Annotated in this window: 18 protein-coding genes and 1 tRNA gene; 12 read left to right on the top strand and 7 right to left on the bottom strand. The window is 64.3% G+C overall.

Annotated features, from left to right (window positions below; all coding sequences use genetic code 11):
- Both IAU68_RS06030 and IAU68_RS06025 read right to left on the bottom strand, forming a co-directional pair.
- Entirely contained in the window at positions 1–648 is a 648-nt protein-coding gene (locus IAU68_RS06030; RefSeq protein ID WP_171193991.1) for a TVP38/TMEM64 family protein, read from the bottom strand.
- Between the two features lie 76 nt (positions 649–724).
- Positions 725–813 (bottom strand) — tRNA-Leu (locus tag IAU68_RS06025).
- A gap of 226 nt (positions 814–1,039) precedes the next feature.
- Between IAU68_RS06025 and IAU68_RS06020 the strand changes: the two genes are divergently transcribed.
- Positions 1,040–1,573, top strand: a complete 534-nt coding sequence (locus IAU68_RS06020; protein WP_171193990.1) for a YbhB/YbcL family Raf kinase inhibitor-like protein — start codon at positions 1,040–1,042, stop codon at positions 1,571–1,573.
- Between the two features lie 10 nt (positions 1,574–1,583).
- Positions 1,584–1,940 carry a hypothetical protein gene (locus IAU68_RS06015; RefSeq protein WP_171193989.1) on the top strand — a complete coding sequence of 119 codons (357 nt, stop codon included), beginning with the start codon at positions 1,584–1,586 and terminating at the stop codon, positions 1,938–1,940.
- On the opposite strand, the gene IAU68_RS06010 is transcribed toward IAU68_RS06015, so the two are convergent.
- Together IAU68_RS06010 and IAU68_RS06005 are read right to left on the bottom strand one after the other, a co-directional pair.
- Positions 1,937–3,028, bottom strand: a complete 1,092-nt coding sequence (locus IAU68_RS06010; RefSeq protein ID WP_171193988.1) for a quinone-dependent dihydroorotate dehydrogenase — start codon at positions 3,026–3,028, stop codon at positions 1,937–1,939. The genes IAU68_RS06015 and IAU68_RS06010 overlap by 4 nt on opposite strands.
- 9 nt (positions 3,029–3,037) lie before the next feature.
- A complete protein-coding gene (locus IAU68_RS06005; protein WP_407928726.1) occupies positions 3,038–4,072 on the bottom strand; it encodes a YncE family protein in 1,035 nt (344 codons plus the stop codon).
- Positions 4,073–4,147: 75 nt separating this feature from the next.
- Here IAU68_RS06005 and IAU68_RS06000 point away from each other — a divergent pair, with 75 nt between their 5' ends.
- From IAU68_RS06000 to IAU68_RS05970, 7 genes are all read left to right on the top strand, one after another.
- A complete protein-coding gene (locus IAU68_RS06000) occupies positions 4,148–4,975 on the top strand; it encodes an undecaprenyl-diphosphate phosphatase (RefSeq protein ID WP_171194145.1) in 828 nt (275 codons plus the stop codon).
- 10 nt (positions 4,976–4,985) lie between these two features.
- Positions 4,986–6,200: a cysteine--1-D-myo-inosityl 2-amino-2-deoxy-alpha-D-glucopyranoside ligase gene (gene mshC / locus IAU68_RS05995; RefSeq protein ID WP_171193986.1), complete on the top strand. Its 1,215-nt coding sequence runs from the start codon at positions 4,986–4,988 to the stop codon at positions 6,198–6,200.
- Between the two features lie 24 nt (positions 6,201–6,224).
- Positions 6,225–6,620 carry a hypothetical protein gene (locus IAU68_RS05990; RefSeq protein ID WP_171193985.1) on the top strand — a complete coding sequence of 132 codons (396 nt, stop codon included), beginning with the start codon at positions 6,225–6,227 and terminating at the stop codon, positions 6,618–6,620.
- Between the two features lie 205 nt (positions 6,621–6,825).
- Entirely contained in the window at positions 6,826–7,281 is a 456-nt protein-coding gene (locus tag IAU68_RS05985) for an HAD family hydrolase (protein ID WP_328700694.1), read from the top strand.
- A gap of 60 nt (positions 7,282–7,341) precedes the next feature.
- Entirely contained in the window at positions 7,342–8,790 is a 1,449-nt protein-coding gene (aspA, locus tag IAU68_RS05980) for an aspartate ammonia-lyase (protein ID WP_171193984.1), read from the top strand.
- A 332-nt stretch (positions 8,791–9,122) separates the two neighbouring features.
- Positions 9,123–10,433 (top strand): anaerobic C4-dicarboxylate transporter, encoded by a 1,311-nt coding sequence (locus IAU68_RS05975; RefSeq protein WP_269434723.1) that lies wholly within the window; start codon positions 9,123–9,125, stop codon positions 10,431–10,433.
- Between the two features lie 5 nt (positions 10,434–10,438).
- Positions 10,439–12,106 (top strand): formate--tetrahydrofolate ligase, encoded by a 1,668-nt coding sequence (locus IAU68_RS05970; protein WP_171193983.1) that lies wholly within the window; start codon positions 10,439–10,441, stop codon positions 12,104–12,106.
- On the opposite strand, the gene IAU68_RS05965 is transcribed toward IAU68_RS05970, so the two are convergent.
- Positions 12,103–12,927: a RecB family exonuclease gene (locus tag IAU68_RS05965; protein ID WP_171193982.1), complete on the bottom strand. Its 825-nt coding sequence runs from the start codon at positions 12,925–12,927 to the stop codon at positions 12,103–12,105. The two genes, IAU68_RS05970 and IAU68_RS05965, sit on opposite strands and share 4 nt — an antisense overlap.
- 26 nt (positions 12,928–12,953) lie before the next feature.
- Here IAU68_RS05965 and IAU68_RS05960 point away from each other — a divergent pair, with 26 nt between their 5' ends.
- From IAU68_RS05960 to arc, 3 genes are read left to right on the top strand one after another with little or no spacing between them, the layout of a single operon-like run.
- The gene (locus IAU68_RS05960) at positions 12,954–14,165 is read left to right on the top strand and encodes a M18 family aminopeptidase (RefSeq protein WP_171193981.1); all 1,212 of its coding nucleotides are present in this window, start codon (positions 12,954–12,956) and stop codon (positions 14,163–14,165) included.
- Positions 14,166–14,180: 15 nt separating this feature from the next.
- Positions 14,181–15,014 carry a tRNA (adenine-N1)-methyltransferase gene (locus IAU68_RS05955; protein WP_171193980.1) on the top strand — a complete coding sequence of 278 codons (834 nt, stop codon included), beginning with the start codon at positions 14,181–14,183 and terminating at the stop codon, positions 15,012–15,014.
- A 28-nt stretch (positions 15,015–15,042) separates the two neighbouring features.
- Complete coding sequence (arc, locus tag IAU68_RS05950) at positions 15,043–16,566, top strand: proteasome ATPase (RefSeq protein ID WP_171193979.1); 1,524 nt, start codon at positions 15,043–15,045, stop codon at positions 16,564–16,566.
- An 18-nt stretch (positions 16,567–16,584) separates the two neighbouring features.
- Here the strand turns inward: arc and IAU68_RS05945 are convergent, their stop codons facing one another.
- Complete coding sequence (locus IAU68_RS05945) at positions 16,585–17,607, bottom strand: NAD(P)/FAD-dependent oxidoreductase (protein ID WP_171193978.1); 1,023 nt, start codon at positions 17,605–17,607, stop codon at positions 16,585–16,587.
- Positions 17,608–17,620: 13 nt separating this feature from the next.
- Positions 17,621–18,994, bottom strand: coding sequence for a MocR-like pyridoxine biosynthesis transcription factor PdxR (gene pdxR, locus IAU68_RS05940; RefSeq protein ID WP_171193977.1), 1,374 nt, complete (start codon positions 18,992–18,994; stop codon positions 17,621–17,623).
- Between the last annotated feature and the right edge of the window lie 3 nt (positions 18,995–18,997).

Here is an 18,997-nt window from a genome sequence, read left to right as displayed (position 1 = left end):
TTACTTACGTGCCGGAAGGCGGGCGTCGATAATGAGCCCCGCGATGCCGACCACGGCGAGCACCGCCATGACCGCGATGACGACGGGGTTGGCTTGCCCGGTGAGCGTGTCGCCGAAGATGGTGACTAACACCGTGCCGGGTACTGATCCGATCAGTGTCGCTGCCGCGAACGGCACCACGGGGACCCGGGTGAGCGCTGCGGCGTAGTTGAGCACCGAAAACGGAACGGCCGCGATGAGACGCAGGCTCAATATCGCAAGCCAGCCGCGCTGTTCTAACCGCTGGTTCACCCGCTCGACCGCTGGGTGGGTGAGGCGTGGGGCGATCCAGTCGCGCAGGAGAGTGCGGACAATCAGCAGCGAGATGACGGCGCTGACGGTAGTGGCCGTGATTGCGATGAGAATTCCGCGCACCGTGCCGAACAGGATGCCTGCCGAGACCGTCATCAGGGTCCGGGGGATAGGGAATTGAGTGATCAAAATGTAGAGCAGCCAGAACACAGCAGGGAACCACGGTCCGAGTGTGTCAGCCCATTCGCGCAGGGTGGACAGCGGTGGGACGTCCAAAAGCACCCAGGCGGCGACGAACGCCGAAACTAGTACAGCGAGCGCAATAGCGTTGCGGCGGGGCACTGCGGGGCGGTTCATCCGAGTGCCTCCGATCTGGCGCGTATATGAAAAATGTCTCGCTCATAGTTTCCGGAACTATGTTGCGAGACATCTGTGGTGCCCGGAGGGGGACTTGAACCCCCACGTCCGTTAATAGGACACTAGCACCTCAAGCTAGCGCGTCTGCCATTCCGCCACCCGGGCTTTGGGTGTTTGTTCAGCCTCTCGGCTGGGCACTCGCTTAACTATAGGGGTGGTCTCCGACAGTGCCAAATCGCCAGCTTAACGGGTGATTTGCTGATGGATAATCTCACCGTTGGCATTCTGAAATCGGGTTCGTTTGCCACGCTGGTCTTGTAGCGGGAGATGTACGCAACTATATCTGCGGAGTAGTGGCGACCATCACGGGAAGTCAGGTAGGAATGAGTGCATGACTGCTTCATACGATTCCGATCGCTTCCCCGGCCCCGACCCTTACGCGCCACTCGCGGATGTCCCGTCGTTCGAGTTGACCTCGGAGGACATCGTCGAGGGCGAGCGTCTCGACGACAAACTTGCCGGCGACGACGCCACCAGTCCGCAACTCGCGTGGACCGGCGCGCCTGAGGGCACGAAGACCTACGCGGTGACCTGCTTCGACCCCGATGCCCCGACTGCCTCCGGCTTCTGGCACTGGTCCGCGTTTAACATTCCGGCCGATGTCACCGAGCTCCCAGCAGGTGCGGGCGCGAAGGAGGACTTGGGCGTCGGGGCGGTGGTGCTCGCCGGCGATTCCGGTATTCAGGGTTACTACGGTGCGAACCCTCCGGGCGGACACGGCCCGCACCGCTACCTCTACGTCGTGCACGCAGTGGACACTGAATTGCCCGCCGATGAGATCGCTAACCCCACCCAGCTCGGCTTCAACCTGAACTTCCACGCGCTTGGCCGGGCGATCACCTGGGGCTGGTACGAAAACAAGTAGAGGCCACCGGATGGTTCCCGTGCAGCTTCGTGTCGGCGGCGCATTTTTGGGCATCGCCGCCGTTTTGATTCTCTACGCTTTGGTGGCGTTCTTCCGCGGCGAGGCGACATTTGCGATCTCCCCGCAGGTGCTCACCGTGCTAGTGGCGGTTGCGCTCGTTGGCGCATTCGCCACCACGAGCACAGAGCAGCAGGGCTCGCGTACTCAAGTGGTAGTGCTCTTCGGCGCAGTGCTGCTCATTGGCCTTGGGGTGATTTTGCCGGACAGCGTGCTCTTGACCACGACTCCCGTGTGGCTCGTCGCCTGGGCAATCGCCGCCGGATTCTGCGCCGTGATTCTACGGCGCAGCGTGCAGGCGAAGCGCTAAAGCGCCTTCCACTCGAGTCCGCTGCCCACGGCCTGCTCGATCGAATCCAGGCCGTGGGCCTTGATCTGCTTGGCAATGCCACGGTGGATCTTGTAAATCCAGCCTGGGCCGCCATAGATGAACGGGGTGTAGCCCTGGAGTAGCGACGCGCCCGCAGCGATGCGTTCCCAGGCCTGCTCGGGAGTCGTGATGCCGCCGACGCTGATGAGCACCTGCTTGTCGCCCACGCGCTCGCGCAGCCGCTTGAGCACCTCAAGTGCGCGGGCGTTGAGTGGTGCGCCGGAGATGCCGCCGGCGCCCATCTCCTTCACCTCGGCGGCGTCGGTCTTCAGGCCGTCGCGGGAAATGGTGGTGTTGGTGGCCACGATGCCGTCGAGCCCCAGTTCGACGGAGAGATCTGCCACGGCGTCGATGTCGTGGTCGGAAAGATCCGGTGCGATCTTCACCAGTACTGGGGTAGTGGTCGATTCCTTGACCACTTTCAGGATCGGGCGCAATTCCTCGACCGCCTGCAGGTCGCGAAGGCCCGGGGTGTTCGGCGACGAGACGTTGACCACCAAGTAATCGGCCAACGGGCCGAGTGTGGTCGCGGTAGCGCGGTAGTCCGCAACGGCGTCCTCAGAGGTCTTGTTCTTGCCGATGTTGATGCCCACCACATCGTCCGACTTGCGCGAGCGCAGGTTGTCGGCGACGACGAGAGCGCCGTTGTTGTTAAATCCCATGCGGTTCAAGATCGCCTTGTCCGCGGGGAGACGGTACAGGCGCGGGGCCGGGTTGCCCGGCTGCGGCTTCGGCGTCACAGTGCCCAGCTCGGTGTAGCCGAACCCGACCGCACCCCAGGCGTCGATCGCCTCGGCATTTTTGTCAAAACCGGCTGCCAACCCCAATGGGGCAGGGAAGTCTACGCCGAAGACTGTCTGCCGCAGCACCGGATCGTGCACGCGCACAAACTTTTCCATTGCGCGGTTGGCCGGGCCCACCGCGTCGAGCGTGCGCAGCGCGAACATGATGATCTCGTGGATTCGCTCCGGCGGAAGCAGAAACATCAGTTTCAGCGCGCGGGGGTACAAGGCGTCGTACAGACTCATTGGTGGCTCCTAATTCTGCTGCTCGTCCGGGTGGACGATTTGGATGCCGTCTCCGGTGGCGGAGGCAAGGACGACGGTGCCGTCGTCAAGCGTGATCATGCTCTGCGCGTTGGCGATCGTCGCAAAGCGCTTGCGCTCCAGCGGTATGCCCTGGGAGATGTCCCAGCCGGTCGCGGTGTTTTCGGCAAGCGAGCTCACCCACGCCAAGCGTTGCGACGAATCCCACGCCACGTCCCACGGCCCCTCCGGCACGGGAGCGCTCTGCTGCAGTCGGATGATGTCGTCGGTGGTGTAGACGAGAATCTGGTTACCGGTGGAATCGGCGGCGAGGACGAGGCCGTGCTCGCCAGCGGCAACTTTCCCCACTCCGAGTCCGACGCGCAGCGTGCCGCCCTGGCGGGAGCCGTGCCAGTCAATGTCCTGGATGGTGGTGTCGAAGCTATTGGTGCGCACCACCGCGTCGTCCTGGCCCTCCTCGGGGACTGCCTGGAGCTGGTCGGTCTCGCGCGCGACGTCGATGGTGTCTGCAAGTTCGCCGCCGTCGAAGACCCACACCTTGCGTTCGGAGTCGCTGCCCGCGAGCACCTGGCCGCTGGAGACCACGGTGGCAGAGGTGACCGGCTCCTCGGTAGTAATCGTCTGCTCTGCCTGACCGAAGACGCGGATCTCACCGTCGCACGCCACCGCGAAGGAACCCGCGTTCGCCGAAACATCTCCGCACGAAGCGTCGAGCTGGTGCGTCTCGCCCTTGCCGTCGACGACCTCCTCCAGCGAGCCGAGGATGAGCGAGTCGTCGGTGCGCACACCGACTACACCGTCGGTGGTATCGAGGTCGCGCACGGCCTCGAACGCGACCACCTGGCCGGCCGGATCAGAAGCGGCGGGGGATTGTGCGGGCTCCGCGCTGCCCATATTGGCCGCCGCCTCGCCGCCGGCTTCGTCGATCTTCGCGTTCGGAGAGGCTCCGCACGCGGCGAGTGAAAGCGGAAGCGCCACGGCAAGCGCCGCGGAAGCGGTAAAACGGGGAGTTAAACGACGAGCAATCACGCTCGAAAGCCTAGCAATCCGGCGCGGGCGTTCCGTGATCGTCCGGCCTGCAGAGTAGGGTGTGACGCCATGATGTCGTGGCTACAGGTGATTGTCCTCTCGATTGTGCAGGGCTTAACGGAGTTTCTCCCGGTGTCCTCCTCGGGCCACCTGCGAATCGTGTCCGAACTGTTCTGGGGCGAAGACGCGGGCGCAAGCTTTACCGCAGTAATCCAGCTGGGCACGGAATTGGCGGTGCTCGTTTTCTTCGCCAAAGACATTTGGCGCATCCTCACCGCCTGGTTCGCCGGGCTATTTGACAAGGCGAAGCGCGGTTTCGACTACCGCATGGGCTGGATGGTCATCGTCGGCACGATTCCGGTCGGCATCGCGGGCGTGCTGCTGAAGGACCTCATCCGGGAAAATTTCCGCAACCTGTGGATCACCGCCACTGTGCTCATCCTGTTTTCCTTCGTATTCATCCTCGCCGAGCGCTACGGCAAGAAGCAGCGCGGTTTCGATGAGTTGACCATGAAGGACGCCATCGTCATGGGCTTGTGGCAGTGCCTGGCCCTTATCCCGGGTGTGTCGCGTTCCGGCGGCACGATCTCGGGAGGTCTGCTGCGCAACCTCGACCGCGAGGTGGCCACCCGGTTCAGCTTCCTGCTGGCGATCCCCGCGGTGCTCGCCTCCGGCCTGTTCTCGCTGCCGGACGCGTTTAACCCCCAGGCCGGCCAGGCCGCATCGGGCTTGCAACTGCTTGTGGGCTCCGGCATCGGTTTCGTGGTCGGCTACATCTCCATTGCCTGGCTGCTCAAGTTCGTCTCCAACCACTCCTTCGCCTGGTTCGCGGCGTACCGCATCCCGCTTGGCGTGATCGTGATGATTCTGCTTGCAACCGGTGTCATGCAGCCTGTGTAGGGTGGTCGCCATGCATTCTTGGCCCACACCGTCTGTTCCCGCGGTCGCCGGCAATCCGGTTCCGCTGAAGCTCTACGACACCGCTGACCAGCAGGTCAAAGCAGTCGACACCACTCCGGACAGCAACGGCGAGGTGGGTCTCTACGTCTGTGGTATCACCCCGTACGACTCGACCCACCTCGGTCACGCCGCAACCTATCTCACGTTCGACCTGGTGCAGCGCCAGCTGCTTGCCAACGGCCACAAAGTCCACTACGTGCAGAACATCACCGACGTGGACGACCCGTTGTTCGAGCGCGCCGAACGCGACGGTGTGGATTGGCGAGAGCTCGGCGCCAGCCAGATTGACCTGTTCCGCAGCGACATGGAGATCCTCTCGGTCATCCCGCCACGCGATTACATCGGTGCGATGGAATCGGTCGACGAGGTTGTGGAGATGGTGCAGAAGCTTCTCGAAGAAGGGGCCGCCTACCAACTCGACCACGGCGACATCTACGCCTCGATCCACGCGACCAAACAGTTCGGCTACGAGTCGAACCTCGACCGCGCCACGATGGAGGAGTACTTCGCGGAGCGCGGTGGCGACCCGGACCGTGAGGGCAAGCGAGACACGTTGGACGCGCTGATCTGGCGTGGCCACCGCGAGGGCGAACCCGCGTGGGACGCCCCGTTCGGAGCAGGACGCCCGGGCTGGCACGTGGAATGCTCCGCGATTGCGACGAACCGGCTCGGCGCGCAGTTCGCGATCCAGGGCGGCGGCTCCGACCTGGCGTTTCCACACCACGAGTTCTCTGCCGCGCACGCCGAAGCGGCGCATCACGTCGATCGCATGGCGGGCCATTACGTGCACGCCGGCATGATCGCGCTCGACGGCGTGAAGATGTCCAAATCCCTGGGCAACCTCGTCTTTGTGCACAAGTTGAGCGAGCAGGGCCACGAGCCGTCGGCGATCCGCCTGTCGGTGTTCTCGCAGCACTACCGACAGGACCGCGATTTCTCCGACGCCATCCTCGCTGAGGCGGAAGACCGTCTGGCCCGTTGGCGCGAGGCGCTTTCCAACCAGGTTGATAAGGCCGAGGCGGAGCGGGTCGTCGAGAAGTTGCGCGCTGCGTTGGCGGACGACCTGGACACCCCCGCGGCCCTGCGCGTCATCGATGAGGCCCGCGGCGACCACGACGGCATCATCGCCACGGCACTGGACGGGCTACTGGGCGTGCGGGTTTAGGGCGAATCCAGCACAATGGGGCACATGAGCGCAGCAGCAAACAGCATCCGGGCCCAATTCCAGCCCGAGGTTGACGAGTTCATCGACGATCTGACCACCTTCGCATCCGGCTCCTACCTCTCCGAGGATGACAAGGACCTCTGGGAGGAGCCGTTCGACCCGTCCGTCTTGCCGGAGCTGCGCGGCTTCCTCGAGCAGTTCCTCGACGGGCTCGACGCGCTTGGCGACGACCCGGAGGCCGACGCCCTCGTCGGTGCAGTCGCCCCGTTCTACCAGCGCCTGGAATCCTTTAACGAGAAGCACGCCTATGCGGTGCTCGAGCCGGAGGAGAAGGCGGACATTGAAACGCTGGTGTTCCGCGCATCCGCCGCGACCGGCGCCACCGACGAGGCTCTGCAGGCCCTTCCTGAGTTTGAGTAGTCGGAAGCCCGCGGCCGTCTTTTGGGACATGGACGGCACGCTGATCGACACCGAGCCGTTGTGAGCGCAGGCCACCTACGAACTGGGCGAGCTGCTGGGCCGCAGGCCAACTCCCGAGGTCCGCGAGGGCACGATCGGCGGGAGTTTCCCGAACACCCTGCGCATCGTCGCCGACTGGGCAGGCTACACACTCGCCGACGGCGACGTGGATCGTTACCGCGACTGGATGTTCGCCCGCATGGCGGAACTGTTCGCCGGCGGCATCGAGTGCAACCCCGGCATCCCGAGCGTGCTCGCATCCTTAAAAGCTAACGGCGTGCCGATGTACGTCACCACCAACACCGAACGGGTGCTGGCGGACCCGTGCATCGGCGCGATCGGCCGGGGTTATTTCACCGGGTCGATCACCGGCGACGAGGTTGCGCATCCGAAGCCGGCACCGGACATGTACCTCGAAGCGGCCCGGCGCGCAGACGCAGAGCCGGGGGACTGTCTCGTGGTGGAGGACTCGCTCACCGGGATGTCGGCAGGCGCGGCTGCCGGGTGCGCGGTGCTCGGGCTTGCCGACGACGTCCCCGCAGGGGTCTATCGCTTCGACCCGGCGAACTTTGTCGGCGCTGACGCCGGTGACGTTTACCGTTGGTTTTCTGCTGCTCGATAGGGGTGAGCCGGGGCGGGGAAGGCGTCGTCGTCAAGCAATGCGCTACGTATAGTGAGAGCCATGAGCACTCGAATTGAAGAAGACCTCCTCGGAAAGGCCGAGGTTCCCGCGGACGCGTACTACGGCATCCACACGCAGCGCGCGGTGGACAACTTCCAGATCTCCGCCACCACCATCAATGACTTCCCGGAGTTCATCCGTGGCATGGCGCAGGTGAAGAAGGCGACCGCAATTGCGAACCGCCGTTTGCACGTGCTGCCGCGTGAGAAAGCCGAAGCGATTGTCTGGGCGTGCGACCAGATCCTCGACGAGGGCCGCTGCATGGACCAGTTCCCGATCGACGCGTTCCAAGGCGGCGCGGGTACCTCCGCGAACATGAACACCAACGAGGTCGTGGCGAACCTCGCGCTGGAGCACGTCGGTGAGGAGAAGGGCTCCTACGACGTCATCAACCCGAACGACGACGTGAACAAGTCCCAGTCGACCAACGACGCCTACCCGACGGGCCTGCGCCTGGGTGTCTACTACGCAGTGCAGGGGCTGGTGGAGGAGCTCGACGAGCTGCAGAAGGCGCTGCGTGCCAAGGGTGATGAATTCTCCGACATCATCAAGATGGGCCGCACGCAGCTGCAGGACGCCGTGCCGATGACGCTGGGGCAGGAGTTCACCGCCTTCGGCGCGAACCTGAACGAGGAACAGCGCACCATCAGCGGCGCTGCCGAATCGCTGCTCGAGGTCAACCTGGGTGCTACTGCGATCGGCACCGGCATCAACACCCCGAACGGCTACAAGGACCAGGTGGTCTCGGCGCTGCGCGAGGTCACCGGCCTGGACGTGAAGAGCTCCCCGGACCTCATCGAGGCGACGTCCGACACCGGCGACTACGTGACGATGCACGGCGCACTCAAGCGCGCGGCGATGAAGCTGTCGAAGATCTCCAACGACCTGCGTCTGCTGTCGTCTGGCCCGCGCACCGGTCTGAACGAGATCAACCTGCCGGAGCGCCAAGCCGGCTCCTCGATCATGCCGGCGAAGGTCAACCCGGTCATCCCTGAGGTGGTCAACCAGGTTTGCTTCAAGGTCTTCGGCAACGATGCGGCCGTGTCCATGGCCTCCGAGGCCGGCCAGCTCCAGCTCAACGTCATGGAGCCGGTCATGGCGCAGTCGCTGTTCGAGTCGATTCGCCTGCTGGCCAACGCGGCGAAGACCCTGCGCGAGAAGTGCGTCACCGGCATCACCGCAAACAAGGACGTCTGCGAGGCGTATGTGACCAACTCGATCGGCATCGTGACCTACCTCAACCCAGTCATCGGCCACCACAACGGTGACCTGATCGGCCGCGAGGCTGCCGAGACCGGCAAGAGCGTCTACGACTTGGTGCTGGAAAAGGGCCTGATCGAGGAGGACGAACTCAAGCAGCTGCTGAGCAAGGAAAACCTCATGCACCCGGAGTACCGGGGCAAGCTCTACGTCGACGAAGAAAACGCCGACGACGCCGGGGAGCAGTAGTCGACCCTGACATTGTCCGGCGGAATCTGTCAGACGGGCCCGAAAACCCCAGGAGCCTGACACATTCCGCCATGGTGTGTCAGCGAGGGGAAAATAGTTCCACCGGGGGTGGAGTGGTGGTGGAACTATTTTGGCTCGCTGAAACTGCGAACTGGCCAAATGCAATACGAGCGCGGTGCAAATCGAAGAAAGTTCCCCGCCTGGGAACTTTTTCAACCCCGGCCAGCGCCGGAGCGGGTAATGAACATCACACCCGCATTATTTTCATTTGATGTGACCAATAACAGATAATGGTCGAGAAAATAATGCCGTAACGGACAAGGAGCCCTGCCATGCTGGTCGCCGTCCACACCGTCATCTTGCTCGGGGCGATCGTGCTCGGCGCGCGGATGGGCTCCATCGCCATCGGTTTCGCCGGCGGTCTTGGCGTCCTGCTGCTTGGGGCAACCGGCGTACCGGTTAGCGCCGAGGCGATCCCGTTCGATGTCATCGGCATCATCATGTGCGTCATCGCCGCGATCTCCGCGATGCAACTAGCTGGCGGCATGGAGTATCTCGTCGACCTGGCGGAGCGGTTCCTGCGACGCAACCCGAAGCGCATCACCGTCTACGCGCCGATTGTCACCTGGCTGATGACGGTCCTCGCAGGTACCGGCCACACGGCATTTTCCACCATGCCGGTCATCGTCGAAGTGGCCAAGGAGGGGAAAGTCCGCCCGTCGCGTCCGCTGTCGGCGGCGGTAATCGCGTCGCAAATGGCGATCGTTGCCTCGCCAATCTCGGCTGCGGTGGTGTTCATGGCGTCCGCGCTTGAGCCGCTCGGCGTGGGGTATCTGCAGTTGCTCGCGGTCATGCTGCCGGCGACGTTCCTGGCGATCTTCCCGATGGCGTGGGTGGCCAACAAGGTGGGCCCTGAGCTTGACGACGACCCCGTCTACCACCAGCGAGTGAAGGAGGGGCTCGTCGCCAAGCCTGGTGAGCGCGCGGACTACGTTGCACCGCGCGGCGCGAAGGCGTCGGTGGCAATCTTCCTCGCCGCGATCGTGATTGTCATGGTGTACGCGACGATCATTTCGGACCAGGTCGGCCTGATCCCGAATCCGACGGTGCCGCGCAACGAAGCGATCATGGCGATCATGCTCGCCGCCGCTGCCGCCATTGTGCTCGCCACCCGTACGACGGCGGCGGAGATTTTGAACACCCAGGTGTTCCGCTCCGGTATGTCGGCGTGTGTGTGCGTGCTCGGCGTCGCGTGGTTGGGAACGACCTACATCAACTACTACATCGATGACATCCAGGCTATTGCGGGCGACGTGCTCACCGCCAAGCCCTGGCTGCTCGCAGTCGTGCTGTTCTTCGCTGCCTCGCTGCTGTACTCGCAGGCTGCGACGGCGAAGGCGCTCATCCCGGCGGCACTGGCGATCGGGGTCAGCCCGCTGACGGCGCTCGCGGCGTTCCCGGCAGTGTCTGCCCTGTTTGTGCTGCCGACCTACCCGACGTTGCTGGCGGCGGTGGAGATGGACGACACCGGGTCGACGCGTATCGGCAAGTACGTCTTTAACCACCCGTTCCTGGTTCCGGGCGTGGTGTGCATCTTTGTCAGCGTAATTCTGGGTTATGCCATAGGCGCCGCTGTAGTGTGATGTGCATGACTGCACAACCGTTGACTGACGTCGAAATCGCTCAAGCGCACGAACTGAGGCCGATCACGGAGATCGCGGAGAAGGCCGGCGTGGCCGACGACGCGCTCATCCCGTACGGCAAGTACATGGCCAAGGTGGACATCACCAAGTCGCCGAACGGCAAGCAGGGCAAGCTCGTGCTTGTCACCGGTGTTTCGCCGACACCTGCAGGCGAGGGCAAATCGACCATGCTCATCGGCCTCACTGATGCGCTGGCGAAACTCGGCCACAACGCAATGGTGGCGCTTCGCGAACCGTCGCTCGGACCGGTCATGGGCATCAAGGGCGGTGCTGCAGGCGGCGGCTACTCGCAGGTCGTGCCCATGGAACAGATCAACCTGCACTTCACCGGCGACTTCCACGCCATTACCAGCGCCAACAATACGCTTGCTGCGTTGATCGACAACCACATCCACCAGGGCAACGAGTTGAACATCGACCCGCGTCGCGTGACGTGGCAGCGTTGCGTGGATGTCAACGACCGTGCATTGCGCAACGTGGTCACCGGCCTGGGCGGTCCGACCTCGGGTGTGCCTACGGAAACCGGCTTCACCATCACCGCAGCCTCTGAAATCATGGCGATCCTCGGATTGGCTACCGATCTGGATGATCTCAAGTCGCGCCTTGCCGCCATCACCATCGGCCTGACCTACGACGGCAAGCCGGTGACCGCAGGCGATCTCAACGCCCAGGGCGCGATGACGGCGCTGCTCAAAGACGCGATCAACCCGAACCTGGTGCAGACCTTGGGCGGCACCCCGGCATTCATTCACGGCGGCCCGTTCGCCAACATCGCCCACGGTTGCAACACGCTCATCGCGACCCGTACCGCGCTCGACTACGCCGACATCGTGCTCACCGAGGCCGGTTTTGGTTCCGACCTGGGCGCCGAGAAGTTCTTCGACATTAAGGCACGCTACGGTGACCTCGACGTCGCGGGTGCGGTGATCGTCGCCACGGTGCGCTCGATCAAGCACAATGCCGGCGTGGCCAAGGACGATCTGGCGACGGAGAACGTCGAGGCGCTGGAGCAGGGCATCGTCAACCTGGAGCGCCACGTGGAAAACGTGCGCAAGTTCGGCGTCACCCCGGTTGTGGCGCTGAACCGCTTCGTCACCGACACCGACGCCGAGCTGGAGTTCCTGCGCAACTGGGCTGACGCGAAGGGCATTGCGCTTGCCGACGCCAACGTGTGGGCCGAAGGCGGCGACGGCGCCACCGAGCTCGCGCAGACCCTGCTGGACAACCTCACCGAGGGCTCCTCGAAACCGCTTTACGACCCGGCTGATGGGGTAGAGGCGTCGATTGAGACCATCGCCAAGGAGATCTACCGCGCATCCGAGGTGCAGTACTCCGCAGCCGCGCTCAAGGACCTGAAGACGCTGAAGGAAAACGGCTTCGACACACTGCCGGTGTGCGTGTCCAAGACGCAGTACTCTTTCTCCGACGACCCGACCGAGCTCGGTGCACCGGAGGGCCACACCCTGCACGTGCGCAACCTGATCCCGCGTACCGGTGCCGGCTTCGTGCTCGCGCTGACCGGTGATGTGATGACCATGCCGGGCCTGCCGAAGAAGCCAGCCGCCAACAACATCGACGTCGACGAAAACGGCGTGGTCTCCGGCCTGTTCTAGGCCCCCTCGTCCGCCCGGGATCCCGGCCATCCGGGGTACTCGGGCGGGGTGCCGCCGAAGATCGGGCACATCGATTGGAAGGCGCACCACCCGCAGAGCTTCGACTGCTGCGGGCGGAACGAGCCGGATTTGCCGTCGGCTTCGATCTTCCACCACAGCTCGGCCAAGTCGCGCTCGAAGTATTCGAGCTCCTCCTCCGACGGGGTAAGGATCAGCGAGTCCATCACCTTGAGGTACATCAGCTTTAACTGCGTCGGCACAACCCCGAACAGCCGCCAGTACACCAGCGCGTAAAACCGCATCTGAAACTGCGCGTCCTGCGAGTAGCGCAGCAGCGGCTTCTTGCCGGTTTTGTAGTCGACCACGCGCACCTCACCGGTCGGCGCGACGTCCACCCGGTCGATGAATCCGCGCACCGGCACCCCGTTCGGCAGCGTGAAATCCACCGGCATTTCCTGCGCGTGCGCGTCGAAGCCCAGCGGGTTTTCCATGGTGAAGTACCCGCGCAGCAGCGTGCGGGAATCGACGAGCAGCTGATAGTCATCTTTGACTGGGTCGGCGCAGGCGGGGTCGTCGTCACGCATCTGCTCCCAGTTGGGCTTGAGCCGTTTCACGGCGGCAGGGTAGGTGCGTTCTTCGCGCGGCCAGGTGAACATCTCCTCGAGCACCGCATGGACGAGTGTGCCTTTGACCTGCGCTTCCGTCTTCGGTTCCGGGATGCGGTCGATCGCGCGCAGGCGGTATTGCAGCGGGCAGCGCTTGTAGTCGGAGGCTCGCGACGGCGAGATGGCGATGGGGCGTGGGGCAGTGCTGGGAGTCATGGTGCCCAACATCTTAGAGTGGGGGTATGACACAGCCGTTCATCGATTTCATCGCACAGAGCCCGTCCGCCTTCCACGCCGCCGAATCCGTGGCTACACGTTTACAGGCGGCGGGTTTTTCGCGGAGCAGCTCGCTTGACGACGACGCGCATGCCCCCGGCGGCCACTACATCGTCCGCGACGGCGCAGTGGTCGCCTGGTGGGTGCCGGACAACCCCAACCCACGCTTTCGCGTTGTCGGCTCGCACACGGATTCGCCCGGCCTGATGGCCAAGCCGGACCCGGACATCGTGCGCGAGGGGTTCCGCCAGGCGGCGGTGGAAGTCTACGGCGGGCCGATTCTGGCGAGCTGGTTCGACCGCGATCTCACCTTCGCCGGGCGCGTGGTCACCGCCGACCGCACAGAGCACTTGGTCAACACCGGACCGGTCGCGCGCGTGCCTAACTTGGCGATCCACCTTTACCGCGGCGACGTGCCGGAGATCGACCGACAGGTGCACACCCAGCCGATTCTGGGTGTGGACCGGCCGTTGCTGGAGCTGGCGGCGGAGTCGGCCGGCGTCAACGCCGACGACATCGTCGCCCACGAACTCGTCACCGCAGACACGCAGCGCGGCGAGGTGATTGGCGATCTTCTGGCAGCTGGCCGGTTGGACAACCTGACCAGTGTGTGGGCGTCGCTGGAAGCGATGCTCGCCGCCCAGGACGATGCCGAGGACATCCTCGTGCTCGCCGCGTTCAACCACGAAGAGGTCGGTTCGGCGTCGACCGCAGGTGCGGGCGGGCCGCTGTTGGAGCGCGTGTTGACCAAGGTCGCGGCTGGCTTCGGCGATCCGGCGGAGATCATCGCGAATTCCATCCAGGTCTCCGCGGATGCCGCACACGCGGTGCACCCGAACTACCCGGGCAAGCACGACCCGACCCACCACCCGCTGATCAATCGCGGTCCGGTGTTGAAGATCAACGCGAACCAGCGCTATGCATCCAACGCGGCGACAGAGGCCGAATGGATCCTCGCCTGCCGCTCTGCCGATGTGCCGCATCAGACCTTTGTGGGCAACAACGCGGTGCCGTGTGGCTCGACGATCGGGCCGATTTCGTCGACACGCTTGGGCCTGCCCACGGTCGACGTCGGCGTGCCGCTGTTGTCCATGCACTCCGCGCGTGAACTGTGCGGCGTCGACGATATGGACTACTTCGTGCGCGCGCTTTCCGCTTTTTATGCGGCCGCGCAGTAGGGCATACTTACCGCCATGTATTCGGGACCGTTCCAGCCAGGCGACAAGGTGCAGCTCACTGACGCGAAGCGCCGACACTTCACCATCGAGCTCAAGGAAGGCGGGCAGTTCCACTCGCACAAGGGCATCGTCAACCACGACGACATCATCGGCGCCGACGAGGGAACCGTGGTCAAGTCGACGCTCGGCTCGGACTACCTCTGCTTCCGCCACCTGTTGGTGGATCACGTGTTGTCCATGCCGCGCGGTGCGGCGGTGATCTACCCGAAGGACGCCGCGCAGATCCTCGTCGAGGGCGACATCTTCATGGGGGCGCGCGTGCTCGAGGCCGGCGCCGGCTCCGGCGCGCTGACCATGTCGCTGCTGCGCGCTGTCGGGCCGGAGGGGCATGTCTACTCCTATGAGATCCGCGACGACCACCTCGCATTCGCCAAAGACAACGTCGCCGATTACTTCGGCGGCGAGCCGGAATGGTGGACGCCGCGCCTCGGCGACTTCGGTGAAGTCACCGCGGACGATCTCGACGGCCAGGTCGACCGCGTCATCTTGGACATGGTGGAGCCGTGGCACTTCATCGACACGGTGAAAAACGTGCTCATCCCGGGCGGGGTGTTCATGACGTATGTGGCCACCGTGCCGCAGCTGATGAACATCATGGAGGCCATCCGCGAGGCAAAGTGCTTCACCGAGCCGCGCGCGTGGGAGACCCTGCTGCGCGAGTGGAAGGTCGACGGCCTGGCCACCCGCCCGGAGCACCGCATGAACGCCCACACCGCGTTTTTGGTGTGGACGCGCAGGCTTGCCGACGGCGTCACGCCGCCGCGGCCGCAGCGCAGGGCTCGTCGATAAGCAAACGCGCGTATGTAGGCTCGATCGTATGGCTGGAGAGATTCACGACGACGCCTTCGGACCCGAGCTGCGCTCCCTCAAGCGCGACAACCAGAACCTGGGGGAGCGCAACAAGCGGCTCGCCGAGCTGCTGAAGTCCAGCCGCGACAGACTCAACGACCTCTACGTCAAGGTCGAGGAATTGGGGGAGCCGGCCTCCACCTACGGCATCTACCTAGCGCCCGCGGCGCGCGATGGGGAGGCCGAGGTGCACACGTCAGGCCGGCGCATGCGGTTGAAGGTTTCGCCGCTGGTGGATCCGGCGACGCTCGTGCCCGGCACGCTTGTGCGCCTCGGCGAAGGCACCGTGGTGGTGGAGGCGTGCGGGTTTACGCCCACTGGGCAGATCGCCACCATGGTCGAGCGCATTGGCGACGACCGCGCCGTGGTCGCCGACCAGCAGGGTGCAGAATCGCTAGTGATGCTCGCCGAGCCGCTTCTCGACACCACCCGCGCCGGCGATACGGTCTTGGTCAACGCTTCCGCCGGCTACGCGTTCGAGCGCATCCAGAAAACCGAGGTCAACCAGCTCTCGCTCGACGAAATCCCGGATGTGACCTACGCCGACATCGGCGGGTTGTCCTCCCAGATTGAGACGATCCAGGACTCCGTCGAGCTGCCGTTTTCCCACCCCGAGCTCTACTCTGCTTACGACCTCACCCCGCCGAAGGGCCTGCTGCTGTACGGTCCGCCGGGGTGCGGTAAGACGCTCATTGCCAAGGCGGTGGCAAATTCACTGTCGCAGCGCATTGGCGACGGGGGACAGGCGCATTTCATCAACGTCAAAGGCCCTGAGCTGCTGAACAAGTTCGTCGGTGAGACCGAGCGGCGCATCCGGCTCATCTTCGAGCGAGCCCGTGAACTCGCGGCCGGCGGCAACCCGGTGATCGTCTTTTTCGACGAGATGGAATCGATCTTCCGCACCCGCGGCTCCGGCGTGTCTTCCGACATGGAGACCACCGTGGTCCCGCAGCTGCTCACCGAGATCGATGGCGTGGAGGACATCGCCAACGTCATCGTCATCGGCGCGACCAACCGCGAAGAACTCATCGACCCGGCCATCCTGCGCCCGGGCCGCCTGGACATCAAAATCCGTGTCTCACGCCCGAACAAGGAGGAAGCCAAAGACATCCTCGCGCGCTACATCACCGACGCGATTCCGCTGGCCGACTCGCGCGAGACGCTTATCGACGCCACCGCAGCCGCCATGTTCGCCCCACGCCCCTTCGTGCGCTTAGAGCTTGTCGACGGCACCGCCGAGGTCCTGCACTACTCCGACTTCGTCTCCGGCGCGATGATTGCCAACGTGGTCGATCGCGCGAAGAAGCTCGCCATCAAAGACCACATCGCGGGGGTGTCCACCGCCGGTGTGACGGCCGACCACCTGCGCCAGGCGGTGCGCGACGAGCAGGACGAGAGCGAAGACATGCCGAACACGGCGAACCCGGACGAGTGGGCGCGCATCACGGGCAGGCATGGCCGCCGCGTGGTTGCCGCGGAGGTCATCGGGTAGCGGATCGCTTTCCGTCGTCTAGTTCTGGTCGAAGAGGTGCTGGTCGATGGCGATAGCGACGGCGGCACCCGAGCCGAGCGCTTGCGAGACCTGATCCGGCGAGCTGACTACGTTGCCAACCGCCCACAGGCCCGGCTCTGAAGTTTTGCCTCGCTCAACCTGGACCCACCCATCTGCAACAGTGCAACCAGCTTTCCGGAGGAGCTCGTCGTTTGGTTTGAACTCCGGTCCGGTGAAACACGCTTCGTATTGGAGCGCCCCGGAGTCTGTAGTGATTTCAACGGCGTGGTCGTCACCAGAGACTGGTGAAACCTGCACTACGTCATCGGCGGCGAGGGTCACGCCGCACTCGTCGAGTCGTTCCCGCTGCTCTGGGCTCAACTCCATTCCGTTGGTGTGAAGCGTGACTTTCGAAGCCCATTTAGTCAGCAATGTTGCGATCCGGGTGGTAAACCCTGGGTTCTTTCCTCCGACAACACCGAGGTTCTTTCCGTTGACTTCGTACCCGTGGCAGTACGGGCAGTGGAAGACCCGGGTGCCCCACAGCTCGCTCAACCCGGGAACCTCGGGGAGCACATCCGTAATTCCGGTTGCAACGAGTACCTGAGAGGCCGTCGATACTTCGCCGGTGGTAAGCCTCACTGACCAATCACCCGTGGGCGTTTGCTCGAGTGATTCGACCTGTCCGTCGATGAGCACGCCACCGTAAGACACATACTCGGCGTGGCCGCGGGTGAGTAGTGCGGACGGGTTTGCTGCGTCGAGCCCGATCACACCGTGCATATGCTCGCTGTTGCGGTTCCTGGTCGTGCCCGCGTCCACGACACACACCTTCCGGTTTGCTCGAGCGAGGTTGATTGCGGCCGCAGTTCCTGCGAATCCGCCTCCGACAATAACGACGTCAAAGTGCTGTCCTGAAATGCTTGCTGCGTCGGACGTAAGTTCTTCACGCTCAGCTACGTGTCCTTCAAGACGAACGAGGCGATCGCGCAACGCTCGAGCATTTGCAGGAGAGCTCAGGAGATAGCTGGTCTCATCCATATCCGTTCCCACTTCAGGTAGATGTCTGTGCGTGGCCCAGGGTAGCGGCTCGCGTCACTTGGTCTACGGCTCCTGCGAAGTCTCCGTCACTCAGGTGCGCGAAACTAAGGACGAGACCCTCGCCGCCGTCCGTCCAGAGCGACGACTCGTGACCGCATTCGATGCCCGCCTCGAGCAAACGGGTCTCAAACGTGTCGCGCTCCAGGTGGGACGCAAACTGGACTGTGAAGTCGGCACCGTCGCCCGGTGCGAGGCGTGCGTCGTCGAAGAGCGGTACCAGGCGGTCTTGCAGCACCTGTCGTCGTTGAGCTAGCGCCCGGTGCACGGCGCGGGTGTTGCGGCGGACGACGCCTCCGCGCAGCAGCGAGGCGATCGCGCGTTGGGTCACGGTTGCGACGGGCATGCCGAGGACACCGCGAATCTCTTTGAGCCGGGTCACGGTCGCGGGGGATGCGACGACGTATCCGGCGGCGAGTTCGCGCGAGAGCAGCGTGGAAAACGTGCCGAGGGTGAGCACGTCCGCCGACGGCGCAAGCGTTGACAACGTTGGTTGGGGAGCGATGCGGTAGCGCAGTTCGGTGTTGAAGTCGTCCTCGATAATCGCCGTGCCTGTACGTTTCGCCCAGTTCAAAAGCTCCGCCCGGCGCGGCGCCGGCATCGCGCCGCCGAACGGGTAGAGGTGCGAGGGCGTGACCAACAGTGCGTCCAAATTTGCAGGCAGTTGCTTGACGACGACCCCCTCCGCGTCCATTTCGCACTCCACGACCCGGTGGCCTCCGAGCGGAATGACGCGCCTTAAGCCGGGGTGGCCGGGGTCCTCGACGCCGACTTTGAGGTCTGCCCCGAGCGCATAGAGGATGCACATGAGCCCCTCGCGGGAGCCGCCGGTGACCACGATGTGCTCCGGGGATACCGCCATGCCACGAGCGAGGCGGAGGTGCTCTGCGATGGCGAGGCGCAGTTCCGGCTCGCCAGATTTGTCCACGCCGCCACCGAGTTCCGCTGCGGCCTCCCGCCAGGCCTTACGCCACGCCGCTGGTTTGATTGTGCCGGCGCTGCCGGGGGAGGGCTTCAGCGAGATCCGGGGGCGGGGGATCTTGTGTGAGATGCCGGTTGTGGCGCTGCTTTCGGAGGCAGGCGCCATCGTGAGTTCGGGGTGGACCCGCGTTGGCGCACCCTGGCGGGAGAGGAGGTAGCCCTCGCCTTCGAGTTGGTCGTAGGCGGTGACCACGCTGCCGCGGGAGATACCGAGCTGTGTTGCGAGCGCGCGGGTGGATGGCACTTCGTCGCCTGGCGCGAGCGTTCCCTTGGCGACGGCGCCGCGGATCCCTGCGGCGATTTGTGCGGGTATTGGAGTGGGATGGTCGCGTGAGATGTCGAGAAGCATCAA

It is taken from the genome of Corynebacterium lujinxingii, from assembly GCF_014490555.1.
Taxonomy (GTDB): Bacteria; Actinomycetota; Actinomycetes; order Mycobacteriales; family Mycobacteriaceae; genus Corynebacterium; species Corynebacterium lujinxingii.
Note: the sequence above shows the minus strand (reverse complement) of the source record. Positions and strands in the feature narration are given on the sequence as shown.

Coding starts and splice junctions, on each gene's coding strand:
- IAU68_RS06030 (WP_171193991.1), bottom strand. CDS start 648: ATGAACCGCCCCGCAGTGCCCCGCCGCAACGCTATTGCGCTCGCTGTA.
- IAU68_RS06020 (WP_171193990.1), top strand. CDS start 1,040: ATGACTGCTTCATACGATTCCGATCGCTTCCCCGGCCCCGACCCTTAC.
- IAU68_RS06015 (WP_171193989.1), top strand. CDS start 1,584: ATGGTTCCCGTGCAGCTTCGTGTCGGCGGCGCATTTTTGGGCATCGCC.
- IAU68_RS06010 (WP_171193988.1), bottom strand. CDS start 3,028: ATGAGTCTGTACGACGCCTTGTACCCCCGCGCGCTGAAACTGATGTTT.
- IAU68_RS06000 (WP_171194145.1), top strand. CDS start 4,148: ATGTCGTGGCTACAGGTGATTGTCCTCTCGATTGTGCAGGGCTTAACG.
- mshC (WP_171193986.1), top strand. CDS start 4,986: ATGCATTCTTGGCCCACACCGTCTGTTCCCGCGGTCGCCGGCAATCCG.
- IAU68_RS05990 (WP_171193985.1), top strand. CDS start 6,225: ATGAGCGCAGCAGCAAACAGCATCCGGGCCCAATTCCAGCCCGAGGTT.
- aspA (WP_171193984.1), top strand. CDS start 7,342: ATGAGCACTCGAATTGAAGAAGACCTCCTCGGAAAGGCCGAGGTTCCC.
- IAU68_RS05975 (WP_269434723.1), top strand. CDS start 9,123: ATGCTGGTCGCCGTCCACACCGTCATCTTGCTCGGGGCGATCGTGCTC.
- IAU68_RS05970 (WP_171193983.1), top strand. CDS start 10,439: ATGACTGCACAACCGTTGACTGACGTCGAAATCGCTCAAGCGCACGAA.
- IAU68_RS05965 (WP_171193982.1), bottom strand. CDS start 12,927: ATGACTCCCAGCACTGCCCCACGCCCCATCGCCATCTCGCCGTCGCGA.
- IAU68_RS05960 (WP_171193981.1), top strand. CDS start 12,954: ATGACACAGCCGTTCATCGATTTCATCGCACAGAGCCCGTCCGCCTTC.
- IAU68_RS05955 (WP_171193980.1), top strand. CDS start 14,181: ATGTATTCGGGACCGTTCCAGCCAGGCGACAAGGTGCAGCTCACTGAC.
- arc (WP_171193979.1), top strand. CDS start 15,043: ATGGCTGGAGAGATTCACGACGACGCCTTCGGACCCGAGCTGCGCTCC.
- IAU68_RS05945 (WP_171193978.1), bottom strand. CDS start 17,607: ATGGATGAGACCAGCTATCTCCTGAGCTCTCCTGCAAATGCTCGAGCG.
- pdxR (WP_171193977.1), bottom strand. CDS start 18,994: ATGCTTCTCGACATCTCACGCGACCATCCCACTCCAATACCCGCACAA.